The sequence below is a fragment of the Streptomyces lincolnensis genome (assembly GCF_021173675.1).
In the GTDB taxonomy this organism is placed as follows: domain Bacteria; phylum Actinomycetota; class Actinomycetes; order Streptomycetales; family Streptomycetaceae; genus Streptomyces; species Streptomyces lincolnensis_B.
This window is the reverse complement of record NZ_JAIHON010000001.1, coordinates 180,735-205,946: the sequence shown is the minus strand read 5'-3', so window position 1 is coordinate 205,946 and position 25,212 is coordinate 180,735. Positions and strand designations below refer to the sequence as shown.

The window sequence follows — 25,212 nt, the reverse complement described above, 5'->3', positions numbered from 1 at the left end:
TGTGAAGGCGGACGGGACGGGCGTGAAGGCGGACGGGACAGGCGTGGAGCCGGGCGGGACGGATGAGAAGCCGTCGTTGGCGCCCGGTGTGCGGCTCGGCCGCGTGTCGTTCGTGTGGCGGCCCTGGCTCGTCGGCGTCACGCTCCTGCTGGCGGCGGCGACCTTCCTGGTGTTCTGCGTGTCCATCGGGGTCGGGGACTTCCCCATCGGCCTGCCCCAGGTGATCGCGACGATCTTCGGCCGGGGTGAGCAGGTCGACGAGTTCGTCATCATGGATCTGCGGATGCCGCGGGCCCTGGCCGGGATTCTCGTGGGGATCGCGCTCGGGGTGTCCGGGGCGATCACGCAGTCCATCGCCCGCAACCCGCTGGCCAGCCCGGACATTCTGGGGATCACCTGGGGTGCGAGCGCGGTCGCGGTGTTCCTGGTGACGGTGTCCGGCGGGGCCGCGGCGGCGATCACCAGTTCCGTGGGCCTCTCGGCGGCGGCGCTCGCGGGCGGTCTCGGCACCGGGCTGCTGGTGTACTTCCTGGCGTGGCGGCGCGGGGTCGACGGGTTCCGGCTCATCCTGATCGGCATCTCGGTGAGCGCCGTGATGGAGGCGATCACGAACTGGCTGCTGGTCAAGGCGGACATCAGGGACGTGGCCCGGGCCCAGCGGTGGCTGATCGGTTCGCTGGACGACCGCTCGTGGGACGGGATCCGGCTGGCCGTGTGGTGCACGCTCGTCCTCCTGGTCGTCGTGGCGGGTGCCGCGTTCCAGTTCAAGCCGATGCACCTCGGCGACGAGGTCGCCGCGGGCCTGGGCGTGCGGTACGCGAGGGTGCGGGCGGTGCTGCTGCTGTGCGCGGTCCTGCTGGCCGCCGTGGCGGTGGGCGCGGCCGGTCCGATCCCGTTCGTCGCGCTGGTGGCGCCGCAGGTGGCGATGCGTCTGGCGAGGTTCCCGACACCGCCCCTGGCGGCCTCCGGCCTGGTGGGGGCGCTGCTGCTGGTCGGTTCGGACCTGCTCGCACGCGCGGCGCTGCCGGTCTCCCTCCCGGTCGGCGTGGTCACCGCCGCGATCGGCGGGCCCTTCCTCGTCTATCTGCTGGTGCGGGCGAACCTCAAGTAGACGAACCTCGGTTGGATGATGCGAAACTTAGGCAAGGCTAAACACGAGGGGGCCCGGTGGCCGGTCAGTCCATCACCGAGATCGAGTCCGGGGTCGATGCCGTCTCACGGCTGGCGGCCAGGAGCGTCACGGTCGGGTACGGCGCCCGGACCGTCATCGACGACCTGGACGTGGCGATCCCGCCCGGGGTGATCACCACGATCATCGGCCCCAACGGCTGTGGGAAGTCGACCCTGTTGCGGACGCTGTCGCGGCTGCTGAAGCCGGCCAGGGGTACGGTCGTACTGGACGGCGACGACATCGGCAGGCTCAGGACCAGGGACGTGGCGAAGAAGCTCGGCCTGCTGCCGCAGGCGCCGGTCGCGCCGGAGGGGCTCACGGTGTCCGACCTGGTCGCCAGGGGCCGTCATCCGCACCAGAGCTGGCTGCGGCAGTGGTCGTCGGACGACGCCGCCGTGGTGGAGCGGGCGTTGGCCATGACGGGGGTCTCCGATCTGGCGGACCGTCCGGTCGACTCGCTCTCCGGCGGTCAGCGCCAGCGCGTGTGGATCTCGATGACCCTGGCCCAGGGCACCGATCTGCTGCTGCTGGACGAGCCGACCACCTATCTGGACCTGGCCCACGCGATCGACGTGCTCGACCTGGTGGACGACCTGCACGAGTCGGGCTGCACCGTGGTGATGGTGCTGCACGATCTGAATCTGGCCACGCGCTACAGCGACAACCTGGTCGTGATGCGGGACGGGGCGATCCTGGCCCAGGGGCATCCGCGTGACGTCATCACCGCCGACCTGCTGCACGAGGCGTTCGGGCTGCGCGCCAAGGTGATCGACGACCCGGTGGGCGACCGCCCGCTCATCGTGCCGATCGGCCGCACCCACGTCCAGGTCCCCTAGGACCTGCTCCGCCGGACAGGACCTGCTCCGCCGAGCGGGACCCGGCGCCCGATCACCGGTCAAGTCCCGGATGGACCAAGGTATTTCATCACTTAGGCTAGGCTAACCTGATTTCTGTGGATAAGGTTTGCCTGCCCTTAGAAAGAGGCGCAGCGGACAGTGCGAAAGCAAGGGATTGCGGATGTTCCTCCATAGAACGACGCTCGTGAAGCCCTGGCGGCGGCTGGCGGGGATGGCGGCCGCCGCGACCCTCGGCGTGGGCCTCCTCGCCGGATGCGGTTCCGACTCGGGCAGCGAGTCGAGTGACGACACCACGGCCGCCGCGGCGGCCGGCGCCTTCCCGGTCACCGTGGAGCACGCGTTCGGATCCACCAAGGTCGAGAAGGCGCCCAAGCGGGTCGTCTCCGTCGGCTACACGGACGACCAGACCATCCTGGCGTTCGGCATCAAGCCGGTCGGCATGGTCGACCAGTACCCGAACCCGGCGGGCCAGAGCCCGGACATCAACACGCAGTGGCCCTGGGTGAAGGACAAGTGGGGCGACACCAAGCCCGAGGTCATCATGAAGAACGGTGACTCCGGCCCCAACTACGAGAAGATCGCCGCCCTGCGGCCGGACCTGATCATCGCGGTGTACTCCGAGATCGACCAGGCCGCCTACGACAAGCTGTCCAGGATCGCGCCGACGGTGGGCCGTACCAAGGCCGAGAAGGAGCCGTTCAGCGCGCCCTGGCAGGACAACGCCCTCCACATCGCCAAGGCGCTCGGCAAGGCCGAGGAGGGCGAGAAGATGGTGGACGACATCCAGGGGCAGCTGGACGCGGCCAAGAAGGCCCACCCGGCGTTCGCCGGCCAGACCGCCGTCGTGCTGTCCTGGTACAAGGACTCGGTGGCCCCGTTCACCTCCACCGACGTGCGCGGACGACTGGTGACCGGCATCGGCTTCAAGTACCAGACCGAGATCGACAAGATCGCGGACGGCAACTTCTACACGCAGCTCTCGCCCGAGCGCGTCGACCTGGTCGACGTCGACCGCATCTTCGTCATCAACGACAAGGCGGACACCGCGGCGCTGAAGAAGTTCAAGCTGTTCTCCAACCTGGACGCCGTCAAGAACGGCAAGGTCTCGTACCTGCTGGACAGCGAGGGCCCGGCGGTCGGCGCCGCCATCTCCCAGGGCACCCTGCTCTCCATGCCGTACGCGATCGACGAACTCGTCAAGTCGGCCGAGTAGGTGTGAGCACCACCGACACGCGCCTCGCCCCGGTCGCCCTGCACACGGCGACCGGACGCGAGGCGACCCGATGGGTCGCGGCGCACTGCCGCGAGATGCCGTGGCTGACGCTGGCCACCGTGCTGACCACGGTGGCCGGAGCGGCGCTCCAGGTGTTCCCGGTGCTGCTGCTCGGCCGGGTCGTCGACGGGGTGGTCGAGGGCGAACCGCGCTCGATCCTCGTCAGGATCGGGGTGTTGATGGGGGCCGCCGCGCTGTTCGGCGCGGCGGCCACCGCGGTGTCGACCTACCTGATCGGGCGGCTGGGCGCGGACCTGCTCGCCCGGCTGCGGGAAGGCGCCGTACGGGCGGTCCTGGGGATGCCGAGCGCGCGCGTCGAACACGTAGGCCGCGGAGACGTGCTCTCCCGGGTCGGCGACGACGTGGCCGTGCTGTCCAAGGGCATCCGCATGGCGGTCCCCACGGTGTTCTCGGCGGGCGTGCTGGTCGCCATCGCCACCGCCGGCATGTTCGGACTGGACTGGCGGCTCGGCCTGGCGGGCGCCGGCGCGCTGCCCGCGTACGCGCTGGCCCTGCGCTGGTATCTGCCCCGGTCCGCTCCGCTCTACCGCAAGCAGCGGGTGGCCCAGGCCGACCGCGCCCAGGCGTTGATCAGCGGTCTGAACGGGATCGACACCGTCCGGGCGTACCGCCTGGAGGACGCCTTCCGGGAGAAGGTCACCCACGAGTCGTGGCGGGTGCGCGACCTCGGTATCGAGGTCTTCCGGTTCTTCGGCCGGTTCGTGGGCCGGGAGAACCGCGCCGAGTTCATCGGACTGGTCCTCATCATCGTGGTGGGATACGCCCTTCTGGAGGCCGACGCCGCCAGCCTGGGCGAGGTGGCCGCGGCCCCCCTGCTCTTCCACCGGCTGTTCACCCCGCTGGGCATGATCATGTTCACCTTCGACGAGGCGCAGAAGTCGGGCGCGAGCCTGACCCGGCTCGTCGGAGTGCTGGGAGAGCCCGCGGAGGAACGGCTGGTGGGCGACCCGGCCGTCGCGCCGGCGGCCGTCGGGCCCTGGCCGGTGACGGTCGAAGGGGTGACGTTCAGCTATCCCGGCACCGAGGAGCCGGTCCTTCGGGACGTCGATCTGACGATCCCGGCGGGCGGCTCGCTCGCCCTGGTGGGAGCGACGGGCGCGGGCAAGACCACCCTGGCCGCACTGATCGCGGGCATCGGGACCCCGCAGTCCGGCTCGGTGCGCATCGGCCCGACCGACCTCGCCGGTCTGGACGAGGCCGGGGCGCGGGCCCTGGTGAGCATCCTGACGCAGGAGACCCACGTCTTCTCCGGCCCGCTCGCCGACGATCTGCGACTGGCCGCGCCGGAGGCGACCGACGCCGAGCTGATGGACGCGTTGCGCACGGTCGGCGCCGACACCTGGGTCGACGCCCTGCCCGAGCGGCTGAACACCCCGGTCGGCGAGGGCGGGGAGCGGCTGGACGCCACCAAGGTCGCCCAGATCGCCCTGGCCCGGCTGGTGTTGAGCCGTTCGCCGGTGGTGGTGCTCGACGAGTCGACCGCGGAGGCGGGCAGCGAGGGCGCCGCCGAACTGGAGCGGGCCGTGCTCGCCGCGTGCGCCGGCCGGACGACGTTGTTCGTGGCCCATCGGCTCACCCAGGCGATGGCGGCGGAGCGGATCGCCGTGCTGGACGCGGGACGGGTCGTGGAGCAGGGGACCCACGAGGAGCTGGTGGCCCTGGGCGGCCGGTACGCCCGGCTGTGGCGGGCCTGGCGAGAAGGCAGTTAGTACATCCGTTGTGTCATGACACCTGACGTCGCTGTGCCTCATTCTCATGGTGTGGAAAGGGTGCTGAGTCTTCGATGATGGAACCGAGCGCTCGTCTCGTCCTGCTGTCCCCCACGCGCCTGGCCGACCTGCGTCGGCGCACCGGCGACCGCTCCGACCGGACCATCGCCGAAGCCTGCGCCGCGGCGCTGCACTACTGGGCGACGGGCCGGAGCCCCGACGGCATCGACCTCACCCCCGCCACACCGTTCGCCGATGTCCTGGCATGGATCGACGGCGGCGGGAGCGGGCCCGGCAGCAGCCGGGAGGCGGGCCCGGAGGGCTGGAGCATCGCCGTTCCCGAGGACGTCGGGCAGGCCGACGCGCAGCTGGCCCTGGACGACCTGGCCGACTTCCCGGACCGCCCGCTGGGCAGCATGGGCCCGGCCGACGCGGCGACGCGGCTCCGGCTCCTGGCCGAGTGGAACGACACCGAGGCCGACCGGATCCGCCCCACCGTCGTGGAGATGTTCCGCGAGCAGGCCCGGACCAGGCCGGACGCCGTCGCCGTAGTGGACGAGCGCCGGTCCCTGACCTACCGTCAGGTGGCCGAGCTTTCCAGCCAGTTGGCCCACCATCTGCTCGACCGCGGCCTGAGCGCGGAGCAGGTCGTCGGCGTCTCCCTGGGCCGTTCCGCCGAGATGGTGATCGGGCTGCTCGGCGTGCTCCAGGCGGGCGGCGCGTTCGTGCCGCTGGATCCGCAGTGGCCGGCCGCGCGCCGGGCCGTCGTCATCGAGGACGCCGGGGTCGTCGTACAGCTGAACGCCTCGGGCGAGCACGACCCGGCCGAACCGGAGGCCGTGGCCGTCGACCTCGACGACTGGCGGTTCGGTGACCGTCCCACCGGCGGGACCGGCATCACCGTCCCCGGGGCCGCCCTGGCGTACGTCATCTTCACGTCCGGCTCGACCGGGCGGCCCAAGGGCGCGATGATCCGGCACGAGGCGATCAGCGAGCGCCTGCTGTGGCAGGTGGAGGAGATCCTCGGCTTCGGCCACGACGACGCCTCGCTGTTCAAGGCCCCGCTGTCCTTCGACATCTCCGTCAACGAGATCTTCCTGCCGCTGGTGTCCGGCGGCCGGCTGGTGGTCCTGCGGCCCGGCGGCGAACGCGATCCGCACCACCTGCTGAGCGTCATCGCCGAGCAGCGCGTCACCTTCACCTACCTGGTGTCGTCCATGCTGGACGTGCTGCTGGAGATCGCCGGCGACTCCGACCGGCTGGACAGCCTGCGGCACGTGTGGTGCGGCGGCGAGGTGCTGACCCCGGAGCTGTACGAGCGGTTCCGCACCAAGCTCGACATCCCCATGTACCACGGCTACGGCCCGGCCGAGACGACGATCGGCGTCTCGCACGTCATCTACCGGGGCGCGGCCGAACGCCTGTCGACATCGATCGGCAGGGCCAACCCCAACACCCAGCTGTACGTCCTGGACGACGAGTTGCGCCCGGTGCCGGTCGGCGTCGGCGGCGAACTGTACGTGGGTGGATTCCTCCTGGGGCGCGGGTACGTGGGCGCGCCCGCTCTGACGGCGTCCCGGTTCGTGGCGAACCCCTTCGCCGACGACGGCTCCCGGCTCTACCGGACCGGCGACCTCGCACGGTTCACCCCGGACGGCTCGCTGGACTTCCTCGGCCGCGCCGACAACCAGATCAAGATCCGCGGTATGCGGCTGGAGATCGAGGACGTCGAGGTCGGTCTCGCCGAACACCCCGGCGTACGGCACACCTGCGTCGTCGCCAGGAAGAACGCGGCCGGCGGCACCTACCTCGTCGGCTACGTGATCCCGGCCGCCGGGAACGAGGACCTGCGGGCGGCGGAGGTCACGGCGTGGGCCGCCGAGCACCTGGTGGAGTACATGGTGCCCGCCCACATCGTCGTCCTGAGCGAGTTCCCGCTCACCGCGAACGGCAAGATCGACCGGCGCGCGCTGCCGGAGCCCACGATCGGCACCGGAGTACTCGTCCCGCCCGCCACCGACGACGAACGCGCGGTGTGCGCGGCCGTCGCGGCGGTGCTGCGGCTCGACGAGGTCGGCGTCGACCAGGACTTCTTCCAGCTCGGCGGAGACAGCATCCTGGCCATCTCGCTGCTGAGCGCGCTGCGGGAGAGGGGCCTGCACGTCACGGCGGGACAGATCTTCACCCACACCACCGTGGGCGCACTGGCGGCCGTGGCGAGCCGCGAGGACCTCTCCACCGTGGACCACCGGGACGTACCGACCGGGCCCGTCGTGGGGTCCCCCGTCGTGCAGTGGCTCGGCGAGACCACGGACGCGATCGACGGGTTCGTGCAGTCGGCGGTGCTGAACGCCCCCGCGGACCTGACCGCCGACGCCCTCGACGCGATCCTCGCCGCCGTGGCCGAGCGCCACCCCATGCTGCGCGCCAGGCTCGTGCGCGGCGACCGCTGGAGCTTCGACATCCCCGAGGCCGACCGGGCCGCCGTGCGGTGGCAGGAGAGCGACCGTCCGCTCGACGAGTGCCTCGCGCTCGCCACCGACGGCCTGGACCCGGCGGGCGGCGTGATGCTGCGTGCCGTCTGGCGCCGCGCGGCACGGCAGGTGGTCCTGGTCGCCCACCACGTGGTGATCGACGGCGTGTCCTGGCGGATCCTGCGGGACGATCTGGCCACCGCCTGGCGGCAGTTCACCTCGGGCGCGCCCATCGACCTGCCCCCGGTGGGCACGTCGTTCCGGCGCTGGACGCAGCTGCTGGAACGCGCGGCCTTCGACGCGGACAGTGCCTACTACCGGCGTCCCCTGCCCGGGACGGACCAACCGGTGGGCAGGCGTGCGCTGTCCGGGACGGACACCGTGGCGCGGGAACGGCTGCGGACCGTCTCGGTCGGCCCCGACGTCACGGCCGCGCTCCTGGGCACGGTCCCCGCGAGCTTCCACGCGGGCGTCAACGACGTCCTGATGACCGCCCTCGCCGTCACGCTCGCCCGCTGGCGACGCCACCTCGGCCAGGACCAGACGTTCGCGCACATCGAACTCGAGGGGCACGGCCGCGAAGGCCGGTTCGTGGCGGCGACCGCCGGCTTCGAACCCGAACTCTCGCGGACCGTCGGCTGGTTCACCACCCTGTTCCCCGTCACCGTCGACCCCGGCACCGCACCCGACCTCACCGCCCCGGAGTACCTGGCCGCCGCCCTCAAGGCGGTCAAGGAGGACCTCGCCCGGGTACCGGACAACGGCGTCTCCTACGGCGCCCTGCGCCACCTCACCCACGTCGAGTTCGACAACCCCGCCCCGCAGGTGCTGTTCAACTACCTGGGCCGCTTCGACGCGGGCGGCTCCGGCGACTGGGAACACGCGGGCACCACAGGACAGTTGGGCGAGAAGCGCGACCCGGACATGCGCCTGCCGCGCGCCCTGGAGTTCAACGCCATCGCCGAATCCACCGCGACCGGCGGCGAGTACGAGCTGATCACCACGGTCTCCTGGCCCGACGGCGTGTTCACCGACGAGGACATCGCCACCCTCGGGGAGTACTTCCGGACCACCCTGACCGGGCTGGCCGCCCTCGACCACGGCGGCCACTCTCCCAGCGACTTCCCCCTGGTACCGCTCACCCAGGCCGACGTCGACGCCCTGGACGGGCCCGCCCTGCGGGACATCCTGCCGCTGACCCCGTTGCAGGAGGGCCTGTACTTCCACTCGGTCTTCGACGACGACTCGGCCGGCAGCTACGTCGAGCAGCAACTGCTCACGCTGGACGGCGAGGTGGACGCCGACCGGCTCGCGAGGGCGGCCACCCGGCTGCTCACGCTGTATCCCAACCTGTCCGCGCGGTTCGTGGCCCTGGCCGACGGCCGTGTGGTGTCCGTGCTGGAGAGCGGGGTGGAGGCACCCTTCACCACACTGGACCGCCCCGGCATCACCGACGCCGAGATCCGCGCGTACGCCGAACGGGACCGCCGCACCGGGTTCGACCTGTCCACCGGCCCGCTGATGCGGTACACCCTGGTCCGCGCGGGCGCCGGCCGGAACGTCCTGGTGCAGACCGTGCACCACATCATCGCCGACGGCTGGTCGGTCCCGCCGATGCTCCGCGCCCTGCTGGCCGAGTACCACGCGCCCGGCACCGTGCACCCGCTCGGCGGCTTCCCCGACTACGTCCGCCTGCTCGCCGCCCGCGACGACGCCGAGAGCGACCGCGTGTGGGGCGACCAGCTCGCCGACCTGCCGGGGTCCTCGCTCGTCGCCCCCGACCACACCCCGTCGGACCGGTTCGCCGACATCGCCGCGGCACCGGAGACCGACATCGACGCGGCCGCCCGCGCGGCCGGCGTGCCGCTGAGCGTGGCCGTGCACAGCGCCTGGGCGGTGACGCTGGGCGGCCTCCTGCACGGCAGGGACGTGGTGTTCGGCTCCACGGTGTCCGGCCGCGACGCGGACGTGCCCGGCATCGAGAACATGGTCGGACTGTTCATCAACACGATCCCCGTACGCGCCCGTTGGGCCGACACCACCACCGCACGCGACCTGCTCGCCTCGGTGCGCAAGCACCAGAGCGCGGTCCTGCCGCACCAGCATGTCTCGCTCGCCGGGATCGGCCGCCAGGTCGGCGCCGGCCCCCTCTTCGACACCCTGGTCGTCTTCGACGTCGCCACCGACATCGACGCCCTGCGGCGCCCCGGCGACACCCTCGTCGTCACCGACATCGTCAACGAGGGCGCCCCGCACTACCCGTTGACCCTCGTGGTGGAGCGCACCCCCGACGGCCGCCCGCGCCTCAACCTGATCTACGACGGCGACCTGCTGCGGGAGACCGGCGCCCAGGAGATCCTGCGCACCTTCACGCACACCCTCGCCGCCCTGCTCACCCGGCCCGACACCCCGGTCGACGAGCTGGCGTTCCAGGGCGCCCGGCATCCCGCGAGGGTCACCCCGACCACGCTGGGCGAGCTGTTCGACACCGCCGCGCGCCGCGACCCGGACTCCACCGCCCTCACCCAGTGCGCGCTCGACGGCGGCAGCCGCTCCCTGACGTACGGCGAACTGGCCCACGCGAAGGAGGAGTTGGTCTCGGTCCTGCGCGCCGCCGGTGTCGCCCCGGGGCAGCGGGTCGCCGTCGCCCTTCCCCGTTCCGTGGAGCAGGTGGTCGCCCTGGTCGCGATCGTCGGCGCGGGCGGCGCCTACGTGCCCCTGGACCCCGCCTACCCGGACGAACGCCTGGAGTACGTCCTCGCCGACTCCGCGCCGCAGGTCGTCCTGGTGGACCGCGCGCAGCGGGACCGCTTCACCGGCCTGCTGGCCCGTGCGGGGGTGCCGGCCCACGTGCTGGTGCAGGGAGACCCGCTCCCGGACGGGCTGTCCTCGCGGAGCACCGGGCCCGCGCGCGAGGCCGGCCCGCACGATCCCGCGTACGTGATCTACACGTCCGGCTCCACCGGCAGGCCCAAGGGGGTCGTCGTCCCGCACTCCAGCGTGGTGACGCTGCTCGCGAACACCCGGCCCGACATGGGCTTCGGCCCGCACGACGTATGGGTCCAGTTCCACTCCTTCTCCTTCGACTTCGCGGTCTGGGAGCTGTGGGGCGCGCTGACGCACGGCGGTGAGCTGCTGATACCGGACCACGGACTGACCCGTTCCCCGCTCGACTTCCACCGTCTGGTCCGCGAGCGCGGAGTGACCGTCCTCAACCAGACTCCGTCGGCGTTCTACCAGTTCATCGAGGCCGACCGGCACGCCGGCGAACCGCTGCCCGCGCTGCGCCGGATCATCTTCGGCGGCGAGGCACTGGATCTGGGCCGGCTGCGTGGTTGGGTCGAGCGGCACGGCCTCGCCTCGCCCGAGCTGGTCAACATGTACGGCATCACCGAGACGACCGTCCACGTCACTCACCGGGTCCTGACCGACGAGGACTTCGGCCCCGACGGCGGCGCCAGCCCGATCGGCGGCCCGATCCCCGGTCTGGTCACCCATGTGCTCGACGACCTGCTGCGGCCGGTGCCGCCCGGTCGTGTGGGCGCCATCTATGTCGCCGGCGACCAGGTGTCGCTCGGCTACCTGGGCAGGCCCGGGCTCACCGCCGGCCGGTTCGTGGCCGACCCCTTCGCGGGCGACGGCTCCCGGATGTATCACACGGGCGACCTCGCCCGCCGAACGCTCGACGGCGAGCTGGAGTTCGTCGGCCGCGCCGACGACCAGGTCCAACTCAAGGGGTTCCGGATCGAGTTGGGCGAGGTGGAGGCCGCCGTCAGGGAACTCGACGGTGTGGTGGACGTGGCCGTCACCGTGGCCGACAGCGGCGATCATCTGGTGGCACACGTGGTGGGCCAGGTGCCGGGCGACTTCACCGAGCTGCTGTCCACGAAGCTGCCCGCGCACATGGTGCCGGGGCGGGTGCTGTCGATCGAGGCGCTGCCGCTGACGGTGAACGGCAAGCTGGACAGGCGGGCACTCATCCAGCGCGCAGCCGCTACGCCCCCCAGGGGCGCGGGGCTGTATCCATGTGCGGCTCCGCCGCGGGGCGCGACCAGCCCCCACCGACCCGCAGACAACACACTCACCGCCCTGACCGACATCTTCGCCGACACCCTGCGCAGCACGACCGTCGACGCCGACACCGACTTCTTCCGCGCCGGAGGCGACAGCATCCTGGCCATCACCGTGATCAATCGGGCCAGGACCCTTGGCCTGCAGATCGCGCCCCGGGACGTCTTCCTGTTCAAGACACCCCGTGCCCTGGCCGAGCACCTGGCGACGAGCGCACCGCCCGTCGCCGCAGCCGAGCCCGTGCCCCGCGAGGACGGCCCCCTGCCCCCGACACCCATCATCCTGCGCCAACGCGAACTGGGCGGCCCCCTCGCCCGGTTCGCCCAGGCGAGGACCCTGCCGACGCCCGAGGGCACCGACTTCGCCGATGTCCAGCGCGCCGCGAACACCGTCGTCGCCGCGCACCCGCTGCTCCGGCTGCGCCTGCGCATCGAGCACGGCGTATGGGCGCTGCGCACCGAACCCGCCCGCGAGGTCACCGTCGTACGCCCCGACGGGACCGACGCGACCGTTGCGACGGCGGTGGCGAACGAGGCCGCCGCGCGGCTCGACCCCGAGTCCGGAGACGTCATCGCGTTCTCGTGGCTGGAGGCGAGCCGGACCCTCGTGATCACCGCGCACCACCTCGCCGTAGACGCGGTGTCCTGGCTGATCCTGCTGGACGACCTTGCCGCCGCCCTGCGCGGCGAGCCCCTGCCGCCCCCGACCACGCCGTACGCCGAGTACGCCGAGGCGCTGGCGACCGGGTCGACCCAAGCCGTCGACGACCTCGGACACTGGATCACGACACTCCAGGCGCCCGCGCTGCTCCCCGCGGCCGAAGGGCTGCGCGAGACCACGGTCGTGCTCGCGCCCGAGGTGAGCGAACGCCTGACCCGCACCGCCCCCGCCGCCCTCGGTGTCGGTCTCACCGAGCTGCTGTGCGGCGCGCTGCGCACCGCGCTGACCCGCGTCCAGCCCTCGCCCACCGATCTGGCGATCGATCTGGAGCGGCACGGCCGGGTCCCGGCCGTCGAGCACCACGACTACAGCCGCACGGTCGGCTGGTTCACCTCCATCGCGCCCGTACGCCTGACGGCCCACACCGATCCCGTCGCGGCGGCCCGTGAGGTCGCCGAACGCCGGCCGGACGAGCGCGGGCACCTCGCGTACGGCCAGCTCAGGTATCTCAACCCGCAGACGGCCCCGCTGCTCAACACCCGCCCGCAGGTGCTGTTCAACTACCTCGGCCGGGGCAGCGAGTCCCAGGCGCTGCACATCACCGGCGGTGAGCAGGGCAGCCCGTACGCCGTCGAGGTCAACGCCTGGCTCGACGAGACCACCGGAAGCCTGCGCGCGGCCTTCACCCTCGCCGAGGGCATCCCGGACGAGATCACCGGGCACTGGCTCGACGCGCTGGAACGCGTCGCGGACGCCGCCGGGACGGCCGAGCGGACGGCACCGGTCACCCCGCTCCAGCGGGGCCTGTTCTTCCAGGCCCAGATGGCGGGCCCGGCCGGGCACTACGTGGCGCAGAGCTGGTTCACCTTCGACCGGCGTCTGGACACCGGGGCGCTGGCCGAGGCGATGCGTCACGTGATGGCGCGGCACCCGGTGGTGGGCGCCGGCTTCACCACCGACGAGGACGGAAACCCGGTCCAGGTCCTCAGCGCCGGACGCCGAGTCGCCGTCCGCACCGTCGAGTTGGCGAACGAGGCGGAGGTCGACGCCCTGCGCGCCCGGGACCGGGACACCGGATTCGACCCGGGGGAGCCGCCCCTCGTCCGGCTGACCGTGGTGCGGCTGCCCGGCGACCGCGACGGCCTGCTGCTGAGCTACCACCTGCTGCTGTGGGACGGCTGGTCCCGCGAGATCGTGCTGCGGGACCTCTTCGACGCCTACGAGGCCGTCCTCGCGGGCGAGCTCCCGGCCCCCGTCCCGGCCACCCCGAGCTTCGAGGACCACGCGCGGGCGCTCGCCGCCAAGGACTCGGCCGTGGCGGAACGCTTCTGGGCGGAGCACCTGGCCGCCCTGCCCGGCCCGACGTTGCTCGGCGGACCGACCCCCGCCCTCTCGGACGGCCTGCCGCGAACGCTCGTACACACGCTGTCCGCCGAGCGCTCGGACCTGCTGCGCGAAGCGGCCAAGGCGCACGGCGTCACGCTGAACTCGGTGCTGACCGGCGCGTTCGGCCTGCTCCTCGGCGCCCGCACGGGCCGTAGCGACGCCGTGTTCGGTGTGACCGTCTCCGGCCGGGAGGGCGAGGGACTGGACGACATCGTCGGCGTCCTGCTCAACACCGTGCCCCAGTGGACGCGGGCCCGGCCGGACGACACGGTCGGCGCGTACCTGTCGGCCGTGCAGGCGGCCAGGGTCGAGGCGATGGAGCACGAGCACCTGGGGCTCGGCGAGATCCAGCGGGCCAGTGGGCACGACACCCTGTTCGACAACCTGTTCGTGCTCCAGAACTTCCTGGACATGGACGCCTTCGCCGAGATGAACGCCCGGCACGGCATCACCGCGGTGAAGGCGGACGACTCCACCCACTATCCGTTCACATGGGTTGTCACGCCCGGCGACCGGCTCACGGTCAAGCTGGAGTACCGCGACGGCGACTCCGGGAACGCCCGGCGGCTGCTGGACGACTATCTGCGCGTGCTCGACGACGTGGCCCGGTCGACCGGACCGGTCGGCGCGCTGCGCGGGCTGGGGCCCGAGCCCACGCGGGAGAGGCGTACCGACGTCGGTACGGACACCGTCGTGGACCGGTTCGACCGGGCGGCGGACCGTGACCCCGAGCGGGTCGCGCTCGTCGCCCACGGCAAGACCATGACCTTCGCCCAGCTCCGGGACCGCAGCCGCGCGGTGGCGGGCGTGCTCGCCCGGCGCGGCATCGGTCCCGAGACGAACGTGGGCCTCGCGATCCCGCGCTCCCTGGACTCGATCGTGGCGCTGTTCGCCGTCCTGCGCGTCGGTGCCGCGTACGTGCCGCTGGAACTGGACCACCCGGACGAGCGGATCGCCGCCATCGTCGCGGACGCGCGCCCGGACGTGACCCTCACGGTGAGCGCGGTGTCGCCGAGGCTCACCGGCGACCTGATCGAGCTGGACCGCCCCCTCCCCGACGCCGAACCGTTCGTGACGTTCGCGCCCGACGACCCGAACCGCCTGCGGCACCCCGCGTACACGATCTACACCTCGGGGTCGACCGGGAAGCCCAAGGGCGTGGTGACCGAGTACGCCGGGCTCACCAACATGCTGATCAACCATCAGCGCCGCATCTTCGAACCGGTGCTGGCCGAGCACGGCCATCGCGTCTTCCGGATCGCGCACACGGTGTCGTTCGCGTTCGACATGTCGTGGGAGGAACTGCTGTGGCTCGCCGACGGCCACGAAGTGCACATCTGCGACGAAGAGTTGAGGCGTGACGCGCCCCGGCTGGTCGAGTACTGCCTTCAGCACGGGATCGACGTCGTCAACGTGACCCCGACCTACGCCCAACAGCTGGTCGCCGAGGGGCTGTTGGACGACCCGGAACGGCGGCCCCCGCTGGTGCTGCTGGGCGGGGAGGCCGTCACCCCGACGCTGTGGCGGCGGCTCGCGGAGACCGAGGGCACGGTCGGCTACAACCTGTACGGGCCCACCGAGTACACCATCAACACCCTCGGCGTCGGCACCTTCGAATGCCAGGACCCGGTGGTCGGCGTGGCGATCGACAACACCGACGTGTACGTCCTGGACCCGTGGCTGCGGCCCCTGCCGGACGGCGTTCCCGGTGAGCTGTACGTGGCGGGCATCGGCATCGCGCGCGGCTACCTCGGGCAGAGCGCCCAGACCGCGCACCGCTTCGTGGCCTGCCCGTTCGGCGCACCCGGCGAGCGCATGTACCGCACCGGGGACCTGGTGGTGCGGCGGCCCGACGGGAACCTGATGTACCTGGGCCGCACCGACCAGCAGGTCAAGATCCGGGGGCACCGGGTCGAACTGGGCGAGGTGGAGGCCGTGTTCGCCGCGCACCCGGCGGTCCGGTTCGTCGCCGCGGTCGCCCAGCCGGACCCGCAGGTCGACGGGGCGTACCGGCTGGCCGCCTATCTGGTCCTGGAGGGAGCGGAGTTGGCGGTGGTCGCCGCCGAAGTGGGCGCCGGGCTGCCGGACTTCCTGCGCCCCACGCACTACGCCCAGGTCGACAGCATCCCGCTGACGGTGAACGGGAAGGCTGACACGAAGGCGCTGCCGGAGGCCAAGCCGCTGGGCGCGCTGACCACGGCGGACGAACGCGGCCCGCAGACCGAGACCGAGATGGTGGTGTGCGAGTTCTTCGCCGAGGCACTGGACCTGGACGACGACGAGGTGAGCGCGGTGAGCGACTTCGTGTCCCTGGGAGGGCACTCCATGCTGGCGGTACGGCTCATCGGGCTGCTCCGCCGGGAGTTCGGCCCCGTGATCACGATCCGAGACCTGTTCGCCCTGCGCACCCCGGAAGCGATGGCCCGCCACATCGATGACCACTCCTGAGACGACCACTCCTGACACGCAGCGGCCCCGCACGGGGTCCGACATCCTGCGCACCGCGCTGCGCCGCAACATCGGCGCCATGGCCGCCGGTACCGGTCTCATGGGCCTGTACCAGGCGGGTGAGACCGCCTTCCCCATCGCGCTCGGCCTGATCGTCGAGCACGCGCTGCGGGACCGGAGCCCTGGCGCGCTCGCCCTGTCCGTCGGCGCGCTGGCCGTGATCATCACGACGGTGTCGCTGTCGTGGCGGTTCGGGATGCGCATCCTGCAGAAGGCCAACACCACCGAGGCGCACCGCTGGCGGGTGCGGGTCGCGGCCTGCGGGCTCCAGCCGGTGGCCAGGGACGTCGACCTCAAGTCCGGCGAGGTGCTGACCATCGCCACCGAGGACGCCGACCAGACCGCCGACATCATCGAGGTGGTGCCGCTGCTGATCAGCTCGCTGGTCGCGGTGCTGGTCGCGGCCGTCGCGCTGGGCCTGGCCGACCTCCGGCTCGGCCTGCTGGTGATCGTCGGCACCGTCGCGATCCTGTCGATCCTGAGCGTGATGTCCAAGCGGATCGGCACCAGCACCCGGGAACAGCAGGCCCGGGTGGCCCGCGCGGGCGCGAAGGTCGCCGACCTGATCACCGGCCTGCGCCCGCTGCACGGCTTCGGCGGCAACCACCAGGCGTTCCTGTCCTACCGGAGCGTCAGCACCGAGGCGAAGCACCAGGCGGTCACCGTGGCCAGGGTGAACGGCGTGTACGCGGGCACCGCGCTGGCGCTCAACGCGATCCTCGCCGCCGCCGTGACGCTGATGGCCGGGTGGCTGGCGTTCGCCGGCCGGATCACCATCGGGGAACTCGTCATGGCCGTGGGCCTGGCCCAGTTCATCATCGAACCGCTCAAGCTGTTCTCGGAGATGCCGAAGTACGTGATGATCGCCCGCGCCTCGGCCGAGCGGATGGCGCTGGTGCTGGCCGCGCCCCCGGTGACGACCCCGGGCACGGAGCGGCCGGCACCGGGCGGTGACCTGGAGATCGACGGCGTCCGGTACGGCACCCTGCGCCGGCTGAAGTTCCAGGTGTCCGCCGGGGAGTTCGTGGCGATCGCCGCCTACCAGCCGCGCGTGGCGGCCGACCTCGCCGCGGTCCTGGCCGCGCGCGTCCCGCCCGAGGCGTACGAGGGGACGGTGCGGATCGGCGGGCGGGACCTGGCGGAGCTGTCGGTCGAGGCGGTCCGTGCGCACCTGCTGGTGAATCCGTACGACGCGGAGATCTTCGCGGGCACCCTCCGCTCGAACATCGACCCGCCGGGCACCAGCCGCACGGTCGCCGAGGCCGTCGAGGCGTCCATGCTGACCGACGTCGTCGCCCTGCACCGCGAGGGACTCGACTACGGCGTCCGCGACCGCGGCGCGAACCTGTCCGGGGGACAGCGCCAACGGCTGTCCCTGGCCCGCGCGTTGGCCGCCGACTCCGACGTCCTCGTCCTGCACGATCCGACGACGGCCGTCGACGCGGTCACCGAACAGCTCATCGCCCGCAATGTCGCCGGGCTCCGGCGGGGCCGCACCACGGTCGTGCTCACCAGCAGCCCGGCCCTCCTGGACGCCGCCGACCGGGTCCTCGTCCTCGACGACGGCGTCGTCACCGCCGAGGACACCCACCGGAATCTGCTGGCGACCGACGAGGAGTACTGCCGGGCGGTGGCCCGCTGACCCTCCGGACGGGCCTGCTGACCGTCCGGACCGGCCCGTTGACCCTCTGGACCGCCCCCCTGACCGGCCCGCTACCCGAGGGCCCAGGCCACGTCCCTGAGCAGGGCGTGCCGCCAGCCCGCCCGGTCGTGGCCGGACGGCGACCGCGAGGCCCGTACGGTCGCGCCGGCCCGTACGGCCAGGGTCTCGACCGCGGCGCAGTGGGGCAGCATCCGCGTCTCGTGTTCCCCCACGTCGAACGCGACCCGCAGACCGGACAGGTCGGGACCCTCCCGCAGCCGCGCGGCGACGGCGCCGCCGACCGGGCCGCCCAGGGGGTCGGGTCCGTGCACGGCGTCGGGCGTCCACCAGAACGCCCCCGACTGGCAGGCGACGCGGGACACCAGGTCCGGGAACTCCAGTGCCGCGTACACCGCGCTCAGCCCGCCGAGGCTCTGCCCCGCGACCACCAGGCGGTCCCAGTCGGCGGGTACGCCGGACTCCGCGAGCAGCGGCGGCAGTTCCTCCCGGACCGCCTCCCACAACGCGGGCCGGCACGCGAACTCGGTCTCCCTGTCCCGTGTCGGCAGGAAGACGAGCGTGACGGGAGGCATCGCGCCGCCCGCGACGGCCGCGTCGAACGCGGTCATGGCCGGGTGCAGGTAGAGCCAGTCGTCCCCGTCGAGCAGCAGCACCACCGGCCCGCCGCCGCCCGCCGGGTGGACCCGTACGGTACGCCGCCCGTCGAGTCGTCGACCGGCCCAGCGGAGCCGAGTGCGGGGGACGGGCAGGACGTCATCGGCACCGACGAGGGGCCAGTGGGGTTGGCCGGGGGCGTCCGGGGTCGCCGCGATCGAGCGGTCACCGCCCGCACCGGCCGGGTTGAACGGGTCGGCGTACGCGGCGTCGTCGGTGAGGAACTGGTAGGTCACCCGCAGGCGCGGGGGCATGCGCACCTCGGCGTACCAGCAGTCCGTGTCGTCCCAGCGGCGCAGGGGTACCGGGTCCGACCAGCTCTCGAAGCCGACGCGTGCCGGGGTGCCGCGCCACAGGAACAACGTCACCCAGCCGCCGCCCCCGTCGTCGGCGGGCACGGACACGGGTGTCCTCGCCGTCTCCCAGAACTCGTCGGTGCCGGGGGTGCCGGGCAGTCCGTACGTGTCGAAGACGCTCTCCATGTGCGGACGTCTCCTTGTGAGAGGGCGGACGAGAAGACTAAGCTCGCGAATTAGGCAAGCCTAACCTGAGCTTGGCAGGTCCTTCCATCCCCCCGGACGCGAGGAGACGCCGAACATGAGCACCAACCCGTTCGACGACACCGAAGGCCGATTCCTGGTCCTGGTGAACCACGAGGGCCAGCACTCGCTGTGGCCGTCCTTCGCCGAGGTGCCCGCAGGGTGGACGATCGTCCTCCCCGAGAACACCCGGGCGGCGTGCCTGGACTACATCGACGCCCACTGGACCGATCTGCGTCCCCGGTCCCTGGTGGAGTCCACGGAGGTCTGACCGTGAGCGGACGGGCGCAAGTCGCCGCGGAGTACGGGCACTTCTGGCAGCGCGACGGGAGCCGGTGCCGCTGGGTCGTCTGGCACACGGCCGGCGACACCCTGGTCTTCGACACGGAGACGAACTGCCCGGCGGAGATCGAGGATCCGGCGGCCCTGCCCGAGATCCTGCGCAGAATGCGCGCGGCGGGCGTACCCGAGAGCGACGAGTACCCGGGCCGTCCGTGCGGGTAGCGGCCGTTCCTCCTGGGGGCCCCGCACTGCGGGGAAGCCGTCAAGGACCGGCCATCAGGCGGCCGTTTCGGACAAACCTGATGCGTTCGCCTCGCCGCGGGACGTCGAGGCCGGACCATGAGGTGATTGTTCGGGACATGCCGAAAGGATGCTCTTCATGAGATCGAGACGTCTGCTCACGGGACTGTCCATGGCCGCGGCCGCCCTCGCCCTCCCGCTCGCGACGGCGGGGACCGCCCAGGCGGCGCCCGCCGCACCGGCCGGCACCACGGCGGTGTGCATCCCGGAGGCCCCCGTCTGTTACGGCATCCGGGGCAGCGCCACCACGGGCTACAGCTACTGGTTCCGCTTCACACCGCGCCCGTCGTCCCTGGGCCTCACGTTCACCGTCAACGGCCTGCAGGCCTCGGGGACCCTCACCACCAGTTCGACGCCGACGACCCTCTCGGGCGAGTTCAGGCCGCACACCCCGCTGGTGGCCGGCGACAGAGTCTGCATGTTCGTCAGCACGCGGCCCAACGGGTACTGCGAGACCGTCGTCTGATATTCGGTTGACCGCGTCGGCGCCCGGCGGGCTGAATGCACGTCATGGCTGACATCCAGGGCTCGTACGACGATCTGTTCACCGCGGTGCCCGAAGCACTCTCCGACCTTCTGGACGCCGGGGACGCGGGCGGCTCGGTCGCGGTCCACGTGGACGGCGAACCGGTGGTGGACGTCTGGGGCGGACACACGGACGCCGGGCGCACGACCTCGTGGGAGCGCGACACCCTCGTGGGCGTCTGGTCGGTGACCAAGACGATGACGGCCCTGTGCGCCCTGATCCTGGCCGATCGCGGCGACCTCGACGTGGACGCGCCGGTGGCCCGGTACTGGCCGGAGTTCGCCGCGGCGGGCAAGGAGCGGGTGCTGGTGCGGCACCTGCTCTCGCACACCGCGGGCCTGCCCGACTGGGACGGCACGGTGACCCCCGAGGACCTGTACGACCGGGAGTCCGTCACGGCCCGTCTCGCCGCCCAGGCGCCCTGGTGGGAGCCGGGCACGGCGGCCGGATACCACTCGCTCACCCAGGGATTCCTGGTCGGCGAGGTGATCCGCCGGATCACCGGCCGCGGGGTGGGGGAGTTCCTCGCCGAGGAGGTCACCGGGCCGCTGGGCGCCGACTTCCACATCGGCCTGCCCGCCGAGCACGACCACCGCCTCGCCCGCACCGTCCCGCCGCCCCACCGCGACGAGGACTACGCGGCCCGCGCCCCCGGCAGCACGGCCCCGGCGGGCGGCAACGGAGTACGGGTCCGGGACGGCAACAGCGTCGCCTGGCGTCGTGCGGAGATCCCCGCCGCGAGCGGATTCGGCACCGCGCGCTCGATCGCCCTCGCGCAGTCGGTGTTGGCGTGCGGGGGAGCGGTGCGCGGAACGCGGCTGCTGTCCGCGGCGGGCTGCGAGCGCGCGTGGCAGGAGCAGTTCGCGGGCCAGGACCGGATCCTGGGCATGCCGGTCCGCTACGGCCTGGGCTACGGCCTCTTCGGCACCACGTACGGCTGGGGCGGCTGGGGCGGCTCGCTCGTCATGATCGAACCCGAGTCCCGCTCGGTGGTGGTCTACGTGACGAACCAGATGCGCGAACCGGAGGAGGACACCCGCGGCCTGGAGGTCGTGATGTCCGCCTACGACGGCCTCCAGGGGCTGCGCATGCGCACCCGGTAGGCGAGGCGGGCCGGGGGCGGGAAAACGAGGTGACCGTCCCCGCCCCGGCTGCCTACACTCACCACTGATCACGCGCCGCCCGCGACCACGTCGGGCCGTGTGTGTCCCGACCAGCTGACCAGTGAGGGGAGACGAGCCGTGCGCTACCGCACCGCTGTCGTCGTTCCCCGGTCGCTGCACGAGGTGATCCTCGTGTCCCCGTCCGTCCGGTGCCCGCTGCGCGGCCGGCACCGGATGCCCGTGACGGCTCTCTGACCCACCCGCCCCACCTCAACACCTGGCCGCACCAGGCCTGTTGACGTGCCGTCAGGTCCCTTCACCCGTCCGGGAATCGCGCCGCCCCGTCCCACCCTCACTTCGAAAGGCCCCGGGCCGTGCGCATCGACACCAACGCCCTCACCACCGTCCGCAACCTCGGCATCCTCGCCCACGTGGACGCCGGCAAGACCACCGTCACCGAGCGGATCCTGTACGCCACCGGCACCACGCACAAGCGCGGCGAGGTCCACGACGGCACCACCGTCACCGACTTCGACCCGCAGGAGCGCGACCGCGGGATCACCATCTTCGCCGCCGCGGTGAGCTGCTCCTGGGACGGGCACCGGATCAACCTGATCGACACCCCGGGCCATGTCGACTTCGCCGACGAGGTGGAGCGTTCGCTGCGGGTGCTCGACGGCGCGGTGGCGGTCTTCGACGCCGTGGCGGGCGTGGAGCCGCAGAGTGAGTCGGTGTGGCGGCAGGCGGACCGGCACGGCGTGCCGAGGATCGCGTTCGTCAACAAGCTGGACCGGGCGGGCGCCGACCTCGACGCGGCCGTCGAGTCGATCCGGGAGCGGCTGCACCCGGCCCCGCTGGTCGTGCAGCTGCCCATCGGCCGCGAGGGCGGCTTCACCGGCGTCGTCGACCTGCTGCGGCTGCGCGCGCTGACCTGGACCGACGGTGGCGACGGCGGTGGCACGGCCGAGGAGGGGCCGGTGCCGGAAGCCCTGCGCGAGGAGGCGGGACGGCGGCGCCGGCTCCTGGAGGAGGCCGTGGCCGAACGGCATCCCGCCGCCCTGGAGGAGTTCTGCGACCGGGAGACGCTCTCCGCCGAGACCCTCGCCGCGGCCCTGCGCGACCTCACGCGCAGCGGCGACGGCGTGGTCGTCCTGTGCGGCTCGGCCTACCGCAACCGCGGTGTCGAACCGCTGCTGGACGCCGTGGTGGCGTATCTGCCCTCGCCCCTGGACGTACCCGCCGTGCGGGGCACGTACGACGGGTCGGAGCAGGAGCGGGCGGCCGATCCGCACGCCCCGTTCGCGGCGCTGGCGTTCAAGGTGAGCGCCACCCCGACGGGACGGCTGACCTATCTGCGGGTGTACTCGGGAACGATCGGAAAGGGGGACACCGTGCTGGACGCGGGTGCGCGGCGCACCGAGCGTGTCGGACGCGTCCTGCGGGTGCGGGCCGACCGGCGGACACCGGTGGACCGGGCGCTCGCCGGGGACATCGTCGCCGTCGTCGGGCTGAAGTACGCCCGTCCCGGCGCCACCCTGTGCGCGCCGCAGGCTCCCGTCGTGCTCGAACCGCCCGGCGTGGCCGAGCCGGTCGTCTCCGTGGCGGTCGAGGCGTGCCGGTCCACCGACACGGACCGGCTGGCCTCGGCACTCGCCCGGCTGGTCGAGGAGGACCCGTCGCTGGTGGTCCGCACCGATCCCGAGACCGGTCAGACGCTGCTGGCCGGCATGGGCGAACTGCACCTGGAGGTCGCGGTGGAGAAGGTCCGGCGCGATCACGCGCTGGAAGTCTCCGTCGGCCGGCCCAGGGTGTCGTACCGGGAGTCGGTCGCCCGGGGCGTGACCGGCCTGGTGTACCGGCACGTCAAACAGGACGGCGGAGCAGGGCAGTTCGCCCATGTCGTCCTGGACGTGGAACCGCTGGAGCCGGATTCGGAGGGAGGGACCGCGCATGTCGGCACCACAGATGTCGGTACCACGGGCACCGGCACCACGGATGTCGGCACCCCGGGCACCGGGACCGCCGGTTTCGTGTTCCGGTCCACCGTCGTCGGCGGGCGCGTCCCGCAGGAGTACGTGCGCGCAGTCGAGGCCGGCTGCCGGGACGCCCTCGCCGAGGGGCCGCTCGGCGGGCACCCGGTGACCGGGCTGCGCGTCACGCTCACCGACGGGGCGACGCATGTGAAGGACTCCTCCGACACGGCGTTCCGCACGGCCGGCCGGTTCGCGCTGCGGGAAGCGCTGCGCGCCTCGGCGATGACCCTGCTCGAACCGGTCGTCGAGGTCACGGTCACCGTGCCGGAGGACGCCGTCGGCGGTGTCCTCGGCGACCTGGCCGCGCGGCGCGGACGGGTCACCGGCTCGGCCATGCGCTCGGGCGCGACCGTGGTCACCGCCACGGTGCCGCTGGCCGAACTCTTCGGCTATGCCACGCGGTTGCGCAGCCGCACCCAGGGCCGCGGCACCTTCACGGCCCGCCCCACGGGCTACGCCCCGGCGCCGACGCGCTAGCCGCGAACAAGCGGCCCCTCCCGCACCGAGGAGGGGCCGCTCCTCGGTGGCGGGCGCGGGCTCCCGGGTTCGGGAAGCGAACACGGTGGAGCGCGACAAGTGACGTCCAAACCCTTGACGGCCTCCGGTGTCACGGATTAACTCACGTCCTAAATTAAGCCGTGAGTACATTTCCCGAAGGGGCAGCCATGCGCAGTGTCCGAGCCGCGGCCGTAGGCGCCGTCACCCTGTCACTCGCCCTCGCCGCGTCGGCCTGCGGAGGCGGTTCGGCGACGAACGGCGGGTCCGACGACTCGCCGAAGACGCTCACCTACTGGGCCTCGAACCAGGGCGCCAGTGTCGAGGTGGACAAGAAGGTCCTGCGGCCCGAACTCGACAAGTTCGAGAAGCGGACCGGGATCAGGGTGGAGCTGGAGGTCGTGCCCTGGTCGGACCTGCTCAACCGGATCCTCACCGCCACCACCTCCGGCCAGGGCCCCGACGTGCTCAACATCGGCAACACCTGGAGCGCCTCCCTCCAGGCCACCGGCGCGCTGCTGCCCTGGGACGCGAAGAACCTCGCCGCGATCGGCGGCAAGGACCGGTTCGTCGACTCCGCGCTCGGCTCCACGGGAGCGCGGGGCCAGGACCCGGCCGCCGTACCGCTGTACTCGATGGCGTACGCGCTCTACTACAACAAGAAGATGTTCGCCGACGCGGGGATCGCGAAGCCTCCGGCCACCTGGGCGGAGCTGGTCGCCGACGGCAGGAAGCTCTCCAAGGACGGCAAGTGGGGCCTGGGGGCGGAGGGCGCGAACCCGTCGGAGAACATCCACCACGCCTTCGTCTTCGCCAAGCAGCACGGCGGCGACTTCTTCACCGCCGACGGCAAGGCCGACTTCACCAACGACGGGGCGGTCGCCGGGGTCAAGCAGTACGTCGACCTGATGGCCAAGGACAGGATCATCGCGCCGGGCAACGCCGAGTACGCCCAGAACCAGTCCGTCAGCGACTTCGCCAAGGGCAGGACCGCGATGCTGCTGTGGCAGTCCGCCTCCGCCAACCTGAAGTCCCAGGGTATGAGCGAGGACGCCTACGGCATCGCCCCGGTGCCCGTGCGGTCCGGCACCCCGGGCACGGGTGAGAACGTCAACTCGATGGTCGCCGGCATCAACCTGGCCGTCTTCAAGAACACCGACAACCTCTCCGGCGCCAAGCAGTTCGTGAAGTTCATGACGAGCGACGCGGAACAGAAGATCCTCAACACCGCCTACAGCTCCATCCCGCCGGTGAAGTCGGCCCAGGCGGACGCCGCCTTCAACACCCCCGCGAACGCCGTCCTGAAGGACACCCTCGCGAGCAGCGCGGCCGCGCTGCCCCAGGTCGCCGACGAGTCCCAGTTCGAGACGGCCGTAGGCACCGCCATCAAGGGGCTGTTCGCCGACGCGGCCGCCGGACGCCCCGTCACCACCGAGTCGGTGCGGACGGCGCTGGAGAAGGCCCGGCAGCAGATGCCGGCGAAGTGA

At 72.3% G+C, this 25,212-nt stretch carries 13 protein-coding genes; 12 read left to right on the top strand and 1 reads right to left on the bottom strand.

Features of this window, described 5'->3' with window-relative positions:
* The first annotated feature begins 22 nt into the window (after window positions 1–22).
* The 6 genes from K4B79_RS00880 (at window position 23) to K4B79_RS00855 (ending at window position 17,772) form a co-directional block, all read left to right on the top strand.
* On the top strand, window positions 23–1,111 hold the full coding sequence (locus K4B79_RS00880; protein ID WP_374208411.1) for a FecCD family ABC transporter permease: 1,089 nt from the start codon (window positions 23–25) through the stop codon (window positions 1,109–1,111).
* Between the two features lie 56 nt (window positions 1,112–1,167).
* The gene (locus K4B79_RS00875) at window positions 1,168–2,007 is read left to right on the top strand and encodes an ABC transporter ATP-binding protein (protein ID WP_232024195.1); all 840 of its coding nucleotides are present in this window, start codon (window positions 1,168–1,170) and stop codon (window positions 2,005–2,007) included.
* 181 nt (window positions 2,008–2,188) lie between these two features.
* Entirely contained in the window at window positions 2,189–3,241 is a 1,053-nt protein-coding gene (locus tag K4B79_RS00870) for an iron-siderophore ABC transporter substrate-binding protein (RefSeq protein WP_232024194.1), read from the top strand.
* Window positions 3,242–3,243: 2 nt separating this feature from the next.
* Window positions 3,244–5,031, top strand: coding sequence for an ABC transporter ATP-binding protein (locus K4B79_RS00865; RefSeq protein WP_232024193.1), 1,788 nt, complete (start codon window positions 3,244–3,246; stop codon window positions 5,029–5,031).
* A gap of 74 nt (window positions 5,032–5,105) precedes the next feature.
* Window positions 5,106–16,070, top strand: coding sequence for a non-ribosomal peptide synthetase (locus K4B79_RS00860; RefSeq protein WP_232024192.1), 10,965 nt, complete (start codon window positions 5,106–5,108; stop codon window positions 16,068–16,070).
* A complete protein-coding gene (locus K4B79_RS00855; RefSeq protein WP_232024191.1) occupies window positions 16,057–17,772 on the top strand; it encodes an ABC transporter ATP-binding protein in 1,716 nt (571 codons plus the stop codon). Before K4B79_RS00860 ends, K4B79_RS00855 begins: the two co-directional genes overlap by 14 nt.
* A 71-nt stretch (window positions 17,773–17,843) precedes the next feature.
* Here K4B79_RS00855 and K4B79_RS00850 read toward each other — a convergent pair whose 3' ends face one another.
* Complete coding sequence (locus tag K4B79_RS00850) at window positions 17,844–18,929, bottom strand: alpha/beta hydrolase-fold protein (RefSeq protein WP_232024190.1); 1,086 nt, start codon at window positions 18,927–18,929, stop codon at window positions 17,844–17,846.
* A 115-nt stretch (window positions 18,930–19,044) separates the two neighbouring features.
* On the opposite strand from K4B79_RS00850, the gene K4B79_RS00845 reads away from it, so the two are divergent.
* From K4B79_RS00845 to K4B79_RS00820, 6 genes are all read left to right on the top strand, one after another.
* Window positions 19,045–19,257, top strand: coding sequence for an MbtH family protein (locus K4B79_RS00845; protein ID WP_232024189.1), 213 nt, complete (start codon window positions 19,045–19,047; stop codon window positions 19,255–19,257).
* A gap of 2 nt (window positions 19,258–19,259) precedes the next feature.
* Window positions 19,260–19,490 (top strand): hypothetical protein, encoded by a 231-nt coding sequence (locus tag K4B79_RS00840; RefSeq protein ID WP_232024188.1) that lies wholly within the window; start codon window positions 19,260–19,262, stop codon window positions 19,488–19,490.
* Window positions 19,491–19,647: 157 nt separating this feature from the next.
* Window positions 19,648–20,034, top strand: coding sequence for a hypothetical protein (locus K4B79_RS00835; RefSeq protein ID WP_232024187.1), 387 nt, complete (start codon window positions 19,648–19,650; stop codon window positions 20,032–20,034).
* A 44-nt stretch (window positions 20,035–20,078) separates the two neighbouring features.
* Entirely contained in the window at window positions 20,079–21,197 is a 1,119-nt protein-coding gene (locus K4B79_RS00830; RefSeq protein WP_232024186.1) for a serine hydrolase domain-containing protein, read from the top strand.
* 380 nt (window positions 21,198–21,577) lie between these two features.
* On the top strand, window positions 21,578–23,707 hold the full coding sequence (locus K4B79_RS00825; RefSeq protein ID WP_232024728.1) for an elongation factor G: 2,130 nt from the start codon (window positions 21,578–21,580) through the stop codon (window positions 23,705–23,707).
* A gap of 188 nt (window positions 23,708–23,895) precedes the next feature.
* On the top strand, window positions 23,896–25,212 hold the full coding sequence (locus tag K4B79_RS00820; protein ID WP_232024185.1) for an ABC transporter substrate-binding protein: 1,317 nt from the start codon (window positions 23,896–23,898) through the stop codon (window positions 25,210–25,212).